Here is an 8,856-nt window from a genome sequence, read left to right on the forward strand (position 1 = left end):
CGGTGGCCGGGCGGGTGGCCCTCGGGGCGCGGCCGGCCGCCGCCCGCGGCCCCCACCCCGCCGAGGCCGCCCGGGGTCGGATGGGCGCCGCCGGGGGGGCGGCCACCTCGTCGTCACACCTGCGGTGGTCGTACTAGCCGTTGACGACCTTGTCGTAGCGGTCTGCTCCCCCCGGGGCGTACGAGGTGGCGCATCGTCACGTCCTACTCATCCGGGTCCCAGGCGCTGAGCTGCTCGAAAACACGTCGGTCGCCGTCGAGCTTCAGGGAGTCGAACGGGATGCGGTCGTACAGGATGAGGACCAGCTCGCTGGCCGTGCCCCGAGCGGACAAGAAGGCGGCGGCCGCGTCCCGGTCCTGGCCGGCAGCGGTGGCCAGCACGGTGCCGGGCCCGGGGAGGCGGGCGGTCCGTGCGCCGTCGGCGGAGAGCGAGAGGCGCCAGGAGCGGCCCTCGGAGGCGTGGAAGTCGACGGCAGCGGGCTGGTGCGGCCAGGCACTAGTCGTTGCGACGCAGGTGAGCAGGAACTCGTCGACACCGTCGAGCGCCACCTCGTCCGGCAGCGGCTGCGGGGCACCTACGGTGATCTGGGCGTCGTACGTGTGCACCGCCATCTGCTGGAGCTGGTGCCGAGCCACGGCACCGGAGGTCTGCGGCGACTGCGACGTCCCCCACCACGTCCAGCAACCGCGATCCGGGCCGGCCTTCCGCAATGCGTCCAGCAGTTGCTCCGTGGACTCCGCCAACCAGGCCAGCAGGGCCTCGCGCTCCCGAGGCGCAGCCGGGGCGCCCTCTGCTGCGGACTTGGCCGGAGCAGGCCCTGCGGCGACGGTGGCGGCCCAGTCGCGGCGCCCCTCGCCGATGTGCTGCGCCAGATCGAACAGCGTCCACTCGGGGCAGGTCGGCACCTGTACGTCGAGGCTGGGAGCGGAGGCGACCGCGGCGCGGAAGGCAGTCGACCGTTCGTCGATCAGTCGCAGCAGAGCGGGGAACTCGAGTGGCGTTGTCACGCCTGAATCTCTATCACTGCGTTCCGACAATCGGACAGCGATTTTCACAGCCGCCCTCGCGGGCGGACCCTCACCACCGCGGAGAAGAGAGCGCCGACAGTGCATCGGAGCCCGGTCGGCGTCAGGTCCGCGTCGCTGCGGCCCCGGCCGCGGCGGGCGCGATCAGAGCCAGCCCTTGTGGGCGGCTTTGATGCCGGCTTCGAAGCGGCTGCCGGCGCCCAGCCGTTCCATGATCGAGGACATGTGGCCGCCGAGGTCTTCGCGATCGGCGCCGCCGACGGCGTCCTCTCCCACGCCTACAGCACCAACGGCGGCGGAGCATCTGGGCAGGTGGAAGTTCGGCGGCTCCCCGTCCACGCTGAACGAGGCGGGCACCAACTCCACCGAGGTGTTCGGCATCGGCGCCGACGGCGTCGTCTCCCACGCCCACAACAGCAACGGCAGCCGGTGGAGCGACTGGTCCACGGTCGGCACCCGGAAGTTCAACACCCACTGACCGTCCGCCGTCCCCGCCGCGCTCCGCGTCGCGCCGTGCCGGTCCCCTCGGGGGGCCGGCACGGCCGCGTTCTGCCGCCTCCCCCTGCGGCACAGGTGCCGGGCGTCATCCGCGGCGGCCCCGGCGGGCGTGCTTGCTGACGGCCTTCCACTGCTTGCGGACCTCGGCCATCGCGGCCGGGTCGTCGCGGCGCAGCCGGTAGTCGATCTCGTCCTGGAGTTTGCGCCAGTTGGCGAGGCGCTCCGCGGGGAGGGTGCGGGAGCGGACGGCTTCCTCCACGGCGCAGCCGGCGTCGCCGTCGTGGGAGCAGTCCGCGAAGTGGCACCGCTGGGCGAAGGCGGCGATGTCGCTGAAGACGTCGTCGACGGAGCGGCGGCTGGCCGTCAGCTCCAGGGAGCGGATGCCGGGGATGTCGAGGAGGACGCCGCCGGAGGTGAGGAGGTGGAGGCGGCGGGTGGTCGTGGTGTGGCGGCCGCCGGCACGGCCGACGGCGGCGACCGCCTCCTGCGTGCCTTCCAGGGCGTTCAGCAGGGAGGTCTTGCCGGCACCGGACGGGCCGAGCATGACGGCGGTGGTGCCGGGGCCCAGGTGGGAGCGGAGGGCGTCCAGGCCCTGGCCGGTGCGGACGCTGATCGGGATGACGGGGATGCCGGGGCTGAGCTCCTCGGCGCGGGCGGCGTCGGCGAGTCCTTCGTCGCCGGTGCAGTCGGCCTTCGACAGGACGAGGACGGGCTGCGCCCCGCTGTCCCAGCCCATGACCGAGAGGCGCTCGACCATCTTGGCGTTGAGGCCGGAGTCGAGGGGGACGACGAGCAGGACCGTGTCGATGTTGGCGGCCATGACCTGCGGGCCGTTGCCGCCGCCGGCGGGGCGGGAGAGGGCGGAGCGGCGGTCGGCGAGGTCGTGGATGCGGCCGTCGGCGCCGAGGACCGCCCAGTCGCCGGCAACGGGGGTGGTGTGCAGGGCCGGTGAGACGCCGGCGCTGTGGGCGATGAGGGTGCCGTCGGCGGCGGCGAGGAGCACGTCGCAGACGGTGCCGTGGTTGATGACGACGCGGGCCGGCGGGACGTCTGCCGGCCAGCGGCCGTCATCGGCGGCGGTCCAACCGAGGCGGTCGAGGGCGGCCGGGGAGGTCAGCGTGTCAGTCATGGGTGGTTCCCTCGGTGATGAAGCCGGTCCAGGTACGGCGCAGTCGGTCGCCGGCGGTGGCGTCGACGCGCTGGACGGCGTGCATGGTGCGGGCGCGGAAGATGACGAGGCGGTTCGGGCGGGGCAGGATCAGCGCCGGATGGGAGGCGCCGGCCACGAGGGCGGCGCCGTCGCAGGCGTCGGCCCGGGACTCCTCGTCGACCATGGCGAGGCCGCCGCCCCAGGAGGCGTCCCAGTGGTCGTGCGTGAAGTAGACGTAGGCGCCGATGCGTGCGGCGCCGGCATCGTTGTGCCAGCTCAGGCGGGAGCCGGCCGGGTAGCCCCAGGCGCTGAAGGTCAGGGCGCGGCCGTCGGTGCCGGGGCCGGCGCCGAGGACGTCGAGATGGGCGGTGATCTGCTCCTTGACGGCACGCTGCCAGCGGGGCGCGTCGACGGCGGAGTCGGCCAGCGGCTGCTTGTCCTCGCCGCCGCGGTAGGCGAAGCCGTCGTAGACCGGATCGATGGTGGACAGGACCGGCTTGAGGCGGACGGCGGCGAAGTCGGTGGCGGTCCGCGCGAAGTCCGCGTCGGGGAGCAGGTCGTCGATGACGACGAAGCGGCTGCCGCGGGAGTGGACGCGGGCGCGGGCGGACGTCGCGGGGGTGTCGAGGGCGGCGGTGGGGTTCACGGGGTCGCCTTCCTTTCCCGGCCCGCGAGGCGGGCGGCGGGAAGACCGAGCAGCACGAGGAGGACGCAGACGGTGAGGAACACCCCGTCGTAGTGGTGGGTGAGGAGTCCGCCGGCGAGCATGCCGAGGGGGACGCCGACGGCGTTGACGAAGTTGTCGACGGAGCCGACGCGGGAGAGGTAGCGCTCGGGGATCTCGCTCTGGTAGGCGGTGTCCCAGACGATGCCGCAGGCGGCGGTGGCCAGAGCACACAGCGCGAAACAGGCGCCGATCACGAGGGTCGGGAGCTGGTCGCGCAGGATCAGCGCGGTGAACTCCAGGACGGCGCCGAGGGTGACGACGATCGCGGCGGCCCGCCAGGGGTGCTGCTTCGACGCCGAGATCACGCTGAGGGAGCCGAGGAGCGAGCCGATGGCGATGCAGGTCGCCAGGACGGACCAGGCGCCGGTGCCGCCGAGGGATTCCACCGCGATGACGGGCCCGGCGACGGCGGTCAGGCCGATGCCGAAGGAGACGACGAACCACAGGGCCATGCCGACGCCGAACCAGGGGAAGCGGGCCATGACCGCGAACGCGTCACGGAAGCGGGCGCCCTCCGCCTCCGCCTCCGCCTCCGCGTGGTCGGCGGCGGCGGGGGTGTCGGTGCGGGTGCGGCGGGCCGGGGTGTGGATGCGGGCCAGGCGCAGCAGCAGGACGAGGTTGAGGGCGAACGAGGCGACGTCGATCCACAGGACCCAGGTGAAGCCGACGGTGCCCATCAGCACGCCGGCCAGGGCGGGCCCGAGGAGGAACGAGACGTCGGCGACGAGGGAGAGCAGGCCGTTGGCGTCCTGGAGCCGGTCCTCGGGGACGAGTTCGGGGGTCAGGCCGATCTGGGCCGGGTTGTACAGGGCGGTGCCGACGCCGTAGAGGGCCGCCGACAGGCACAGGTGCCAGTTGGCGACGGGCAGCAGCCCGACGAAGAGGAGGGCGAGGCCGCCCTGGGCGGCGATGCGCAGGACGTCCGCGCCGATCATCACCTTGATCCGGTCGTGCCGGTCGGCGATGCGGCCGCCGGCGGCGACCATGAAGAAGCGGGCGCCCCACAGGGACAAGAGCACCCAGGTGATGCCCGCGGCGGAGCCGGACACCTGGTAGGCGGCCAGGGAGAACGCCACGGGGACGGCGGCGTCACCGAGTTTGGAGATGACGTTGCCGGCGAAGAACGTCGCGAAGCGGCGTTCGCGCAGGATCGCGGTCTTGTCCTTGAGCCGCACGGTGGTGGACACGGGTCACCCTTCGCAGATGAGGAAGTCGTTGCGCGCACCGAAACGGACGAGGGTGCGCAGGTCGGCGGCAGACAGGTCGCTCCGGTCGACGAGTTCGGGCCAGGTGAGGGCGCCACCGCGGGAGAGCAGGGCGATCGTGGCTGCCAGGCGGCGGTCGAGGCGGATCCGGCGGCCCATGGTGGTGACGACGAGGCCGTCGTCGGTGGTGCGGATCTCCGGTGGGAAGCGGCTGGCCCAGCGGATGCGGGTGGAGTCGCCGACCTCGCCGGTCAGGGCGTTGCGCAGGGAGGCGCCGGCGCGGCGGTCGGGGCGCATGGCCAGGCGGGCGGCGAGCCAGGCGGGATCGGGCTCGGGAGCGGGTGTGCCGAGGAGCTCGCCCGCGGCACGGGCCTCGTCGCGCAGGTCGGCGTACGGTTCGTAGCCGACGGTGAGGTGGACGGTGAGCTCGCCGGTGCCGGACACGCAGTGGGCGGTGTCGCGCGGCACGGACAGGCACGTGCCCGGTTCCAGGATCCGGTCGAGGCTGTCGGGGGCGAGGTCGCGGGAGCGGGCGCCGACCCGGGTGTCGACCTGCCAGTGCTTGCGGCCGAGGAGCTGCAGGATCAGCGCGTCGTGGTCGTCGGAGTGGACGTCGAACGCGGAGGCGTCACCGGCGGTGATGTAGCAGTTGACCCAGGCACGGGCGTGGAGCTGGTACTCCAGGGCCTCGCACAGGAGCATGACGTGCTCGTCGAGGGCTTCGAGGTGGCTGATGACGAGCGTGGCGCCGCGTTCGACCGCACGGTGGAGGTAGGCGGGGACGAGGGCGGTGTGCAGGACCTCGCCGTCACCGACGCGGGAACGCATCCAGCGGCTGCGGTCGACCTGGCGGCCGGACTCCACGAGGCGGAAGTTGGTGGCGAGGGCACCGGGGCGGGCCAGGGCGGACCACACGCCGGCCAGGAGGGCTTCGGTGCCGCCGGCCGGTCCTGGACCGGCCGTTCCTGCGGCCGGTTCGTAAAGGCGCACGCCGGAGGCGGGCGGCAGGCTGCCCGGGGCGGCCGGGTCCGCGGGGTCGCCGAGGGCGGTGAGGACGTGCTCGGCGTAGGCGTAGGCATCGAAGCCGGTCATGCGTCGGTCACCGCCCCGAGCGCGTAGAGGCCGCGGGCCAGGCAGGCGCGGTCCGTGTCGTCGAGGGCGTGCGGGAGTACCCCGGCGAGGCTGCGGAGGGTGAAGGGCTCCGGGGAGTGGGTGGCCCGCTCCAGGGCGGTGAAGTCGAGGCCGTCGCGCACGGGCAGCGGGCGGCCGCGTACGACGAGGGCGGCGCCGGAGGCGGTGCGGGCGGCGGTGACGGCTCCGGGAAAGGCCCAGCGGACGAGGTCGGTGTCGTGCGGGTCGTCTGCGGGCAGGGCGGCGGGGTGGGGGCGGCTGAGGTGGCCGCTGGTGCGCAGGCGGGCCTGGCCGAGGGCGAGTTCGGCGGCGACGCGGTCGGCGAGGGGGACGCCGGTGCCGGTGCCGGGCTGGTCCTGTAGGAGGGCCCGGGCAAGGCCGGCGACCTGTCCGCCGGTGGGGTAGGCGGCGAGGGACGGGAGGTCGTCCGCGCGGGCGGCGCGCCACAGGGCCTCGGTGACCAGGGCGCGGCCCTTCGCCGGATAGAGGGTGAGGCCGAGGAACGCGGACGGGCCGACGTTCCGGAAGACGTGGTACGTGTCCTGCGGTATGCAGAGGAAGTCGCCGGGCTGGAGGACGAACCGCTCGGCCGATGCCAGGTGCGGCTCGATGTCGAACGTGATCTGCCCGAAGGACGGGCTGGGGGTGATCCCGGAGGCGTCGAAGGGGTTCTCCTGCCAGACCCACGCCTCCTTCGGGGACGGGCCGAGGTGGAAGATCAGCGACGGCTCGGAGTCCTTGTGGATGCCGAACGGGGTCCAGCCGGAGTCCGCGACGAACGTGTAGACGTCCGTCCCGGAGGGGAGTTCGTGGATCCCCTCGGCGACGATCTCGCGGAGGAGGCCGGCGACCCACTCGGCGAGCGGCAGGCTCCAGGACGCGATGTCGTTCACGGCGAGGCATTCCTCGCGGCCGTCCGCGGTGCGGGCGAGCCAGTCGACGGCGCTCTCGCCGGGGGCGAGGGGGGTGTCGACGAAGCGCTTCGTCAGCCGGTAGTCGAAGGCGCCGGGGCGGAACGCCCGCAGCCGCAGGTCACCGGGGGCTGCGGTGGTCGCGGTACGCAGGCCGTCGTCGATGAGTGCGGCGATACGGCCGGGGTCGGTGACGAGGGAGGACAAGAAGAACGTGCCGGCAAAGCCGGGGGCCTGGGCGGCCGCGAACGCCTTCCACTTCGTCGCGTCGATCGTCGTCGTCCCACTGGTCTGTCTGCTCATGAACTCACCGCCGGTTGGGAAAATCTGAGGGGAAATAGGCCTACGCGGCCGGTGTCGTGTCGGACTACCGGCCGCGTGAAGCGCGGATGGCCTCAGTGGCCGACGTCCTGGCGCGGGCCGAATTCGGCCTCGAAGTCGACGTTGTCATCCTCGACGATCTCCATGGCCATGTTCTGCTCGTTCTCCATGACAACCATTCCTTTGCGAGTTGTACGGTGTGGGGTGAAGGCAGGTGCACTGAGGAACCATTCAGCGCACCCTTCCGGAAGCGGATTCCGGAAGGCCCGTCAGGCGCCTTTCGGCTGCCTGCCGTGCAGCACGGGCGACCTCAGTGGCCGACGTCCTTGCGCGGGCTGAATTCGGCCTCGAAGTCGACGTTGTCGTCCTCGATGATCTCCATGGCCATGTTCTGCTCGTTCTCCATGAGAACCGCTCCTTGGTGGGGTGTGGGGTGAGGTGCACTGAAGAATCATTCCAGCGCGATCCTTCCGGAAGGGGACTCCGGAAGTTCCGTCAGGCGCCTTTCGACTGCCTGGCGTTCGTTCTGGAAATGAGCTTGGCATGCGCCGGAAGGGGTTGTCAGCCTTTTCGCTTGGCAAGGAATTCGCCTGGCAGCTTCGTGTCATGCGGGCCGTCACAGCAGACCGTGGCGGACGGCCTGCTGGCCGAGCTGGAAACGGCTGTGAGTCCCGAAGCGGGCCGAGAGGCTGGAGATCATGCGGCGTTCGCTGCGCAGGGACACACCGAGTTTGCGGGCGACCGCCTCGTCGGTGAGACCGTCCGCGAGGAAGCGCAGCAGGGCCCGCTCCTGCGCGGAGAACTCGGTGTCGGCAGCCGGCTCGGCGCAGAAGGGCGTGCCGTCGTCCCACAGGTGGGAGAAGAGGGCGCGCAGTCCCGTCAGGGCACCGGGCTCCCGGATGACGACCGCGCAAGGGACGTCAGCAGAGCCGGAAGCGGGGGCGGGGGCGGGGGCGGAGAGGACGGCGAGCTCGCCGTCGGCGAGGCGCAGGTGCAGCGGCAGCGAAGGCACTGTGCGGATCTCGGCGCAGGCGTCGGTCAGCGCGCGCATCGCGCGGCGGCGTTCGGGCGTGCCGGCGGTGCTGTCGAGGTGGAGGATCCGCACGCGGACGCCTGCGGCGAGCCGGTCCGCGAGCACGGGCACGTCCACGTCCCAGCAGGTGCCCCCAGCGGTGCCCGTGGGGGCGAGGACGGACAGGTCGGCGGTGGCCCGCAGCGTGAAGTCCTCCAGACAGCGGCGCACCGCCTCGGCCCCGGTGACACGCTCGACGGCGCCGGTGACGCTCTCGCGGCCGAGGGCCGCGTAGTCGGCGAGGAGGTCGCCGATGGCGGCGCGGCCGGCGTCCAGTTCGAGGCGGGTACGGCGGAGTTCGTCCTCGCGGCGGGCCAGGAGGGCCTCCAGGCCGGCCTGGGGCGGGACGAGGCGGCCGGAGGCCGAGCCCCCGCGGGCCCCTGCCCCGGCCCCGGCCTCGGTGTCGGCATCGGTGTCGGTGTCGGTGTCGGCGTCGGCGTCGGCGTCGGCGTCGGCGGTGGAGCGCAGCAGTGCCAGGTCCGCCAGCCGGTCCAGGGCGCCGGCGACCTGCTGCCGGGCGGTGCCCAGTGCGTCGGCCAGGGCGTCCACACCCCAGTCGGGATGCTCCAGCATGAGCCGGTAGACGGCCTCCGACGTGGTGTCGAGTCCCAGTACGCGCAGCATCGGTGTATCCCCCAGGAATCGTGATGGGTGGTCGGGCCGGCACCCGTCGGCGGGTCGGGGCGGCCGGTGGGTGCCGGGGTGAGGTGCCGGGAATGGCTGTCGGGGGGGGGGGGGGGGGGCGCGGGGGGGGGGGGGGGGGCGGCGGGCCCCGCCCCGGGGGGCGCCCCGGGGGGGCGCGCGGCGCGCGCGCGC

At 73.3% G+C, this 8,856-nt stretch carries 8 protein-coding genes; all 8 read right to left on the bottom strand.

The window, feature by feature from the left end; all coding sequences use genetic code 11:
• Positions 1 to 203: 203 nt before the first annotated feature.
• The gene (locus tag ACFVGY_RS20070; protein WP_385679051.1) at positions 204 to 1,007 is read right to left on the bottom strand and encodes a maleylpyruvate isomerase N-terminal domain-containing protein; all 804 of its coding nucleotides are present in this window, start codon (positions 1,005 to 1,007) and stop codon (positions 204 to 206) included.
• A gap of 162 nt (positions 1,008 to 1,169) precedes the next feature.
• Positions 1,170 to 1,496: a hypothetical protein gene (locus ACFVGY_RS20075; RefSeq protein WP_385679054.1), complete on the bottom strand. Its 327-nt coding sequence runs from the start codon at positions 1,494 to 1,496 to the stop codon at positions 1,170 to 1,172.
• Between the two features lie 112 nt (positions 1,497 to 1,608).
• Positions 1,609 to 2,652, bottom strand: coding sequence for a ribosome small subunit-dependent GTPase A (gene rsgA, locus ACFVGY_RS20080; RefSeq protein WP_385679056.1), 1,044 nt, complete (start codon positions 2,650 to 2,652; stop codon positions 1,609 to 1,611).
• A complete protein-coding gene (locus ACFVGY_RS20085) occupies positions 2,645 to 3,319 on the bottom strand; it encodes a 2OG-Fe(II) oxygenase (protein ID WP_385679058.1) in 675 nt (224 codons plus the stop codon). Before ACFVGY_RS20085 ends, rsgA begins: the two co-directional genes overlap by 8 nt.
• Positions 3,316 to 4,587 carry an MFS transporter gene (locus ACFVGY_RS20090; protein WP_385679061.1) on the bottom strand — a complete coding sequence of 424 codons (1,272 nt, stop codon included), beginning with the start codon at positions 4,585 to 4,587 and terminating at the stop codon, positions 3,316 to 3,318. The genes ACFVGY_RS20085 and ACFVGY_RS20090 overlap by 4 nt, the downstream gene beginning before the upstream one ends.
• A 3-nt stretch (positions 4,588 to 4,590) precedes the next feature.
• A complete protein-coding gene (locus ACFVGY_RS20095; RefSeq protein ID WP_385679064.1) occupies positions 4,591 to 5,697 on the bottom strand; it encodes a JmjC domain-containing protein in 1,107 nt (368 codons plus the stop codon).
• The gene (locus ACFVGY_RS20100) at positions 5,694 to 6,950 is read right to left on the bottom strand and encodes a hypothetical protein (RefSeq protein WP_385679067.1); all 1,257 of its coding nucleotides are present in this window, start codon (positions 6,948 to 6,950) and stop codon (positions 5,694 to 5,696) included. Before ACFVGY_RS20100 ends, ACFVGY_RS20095 begins: the two co-directional genes overlap by 4 nt.
• Positions 6,951 to 7,584: 634 nt before the next feature.
• Positions 7,585 to 8,664, bottom strand: coding sequence for a hypothetical protein (locus ACFVGY_RS20105; protein ID WP_385679070.1), 1,080 nt, complete (start codon positions 8,662 to 8,664; stop codon positions 7,585 to 7,587).
• Between the last annotated feature and the right edge of the window lie 192 nt (positions 8,665 to 8,856).

The sequence above is a fragment of the Streptomyces sp. NPDC127106 genome (assembly GCF_042677605.1).
In the GTDB taxonomy this organism is placed as follows: domain Bacteria; phylum Actinomycetota; class Actinomycetes; order Streptomycetales; family Streptomycetaceae; genus Streptomyces.

Bases quoted from the DNA above. Each gene is read 5' to 3' on its own strand.
- rsgA (WP_385679056.1), bottom strand. From the start codon at position 2,652: ATGACTGACACGCTGACCTCCCCGGCCGCCCTCGACCGCCTCGGTTGG.
- ACFVGY_RS20095 (WP_385679064.1), bottom strand. From the start codon at position 5,697: ATGACCGGCTTCGATGCCTACGCCTACGCCGAGCACGTCCTCACCGCC.
- ACFVGY_RS20100 (WP_385679067.1), bottom strand. From the start codon at position 6,950: ATGAGCAGACAGACCAGTGGGACGACGACGATCGACGCGACGAAGTGG.
- ACFVGY_RS20105 (WP_385679070.1), bottom strand. From the start codon at position 8,664: ATGCTGCGCGTACTGGGACTCGACACCACGTCGGAGGCCGTCTACCGG.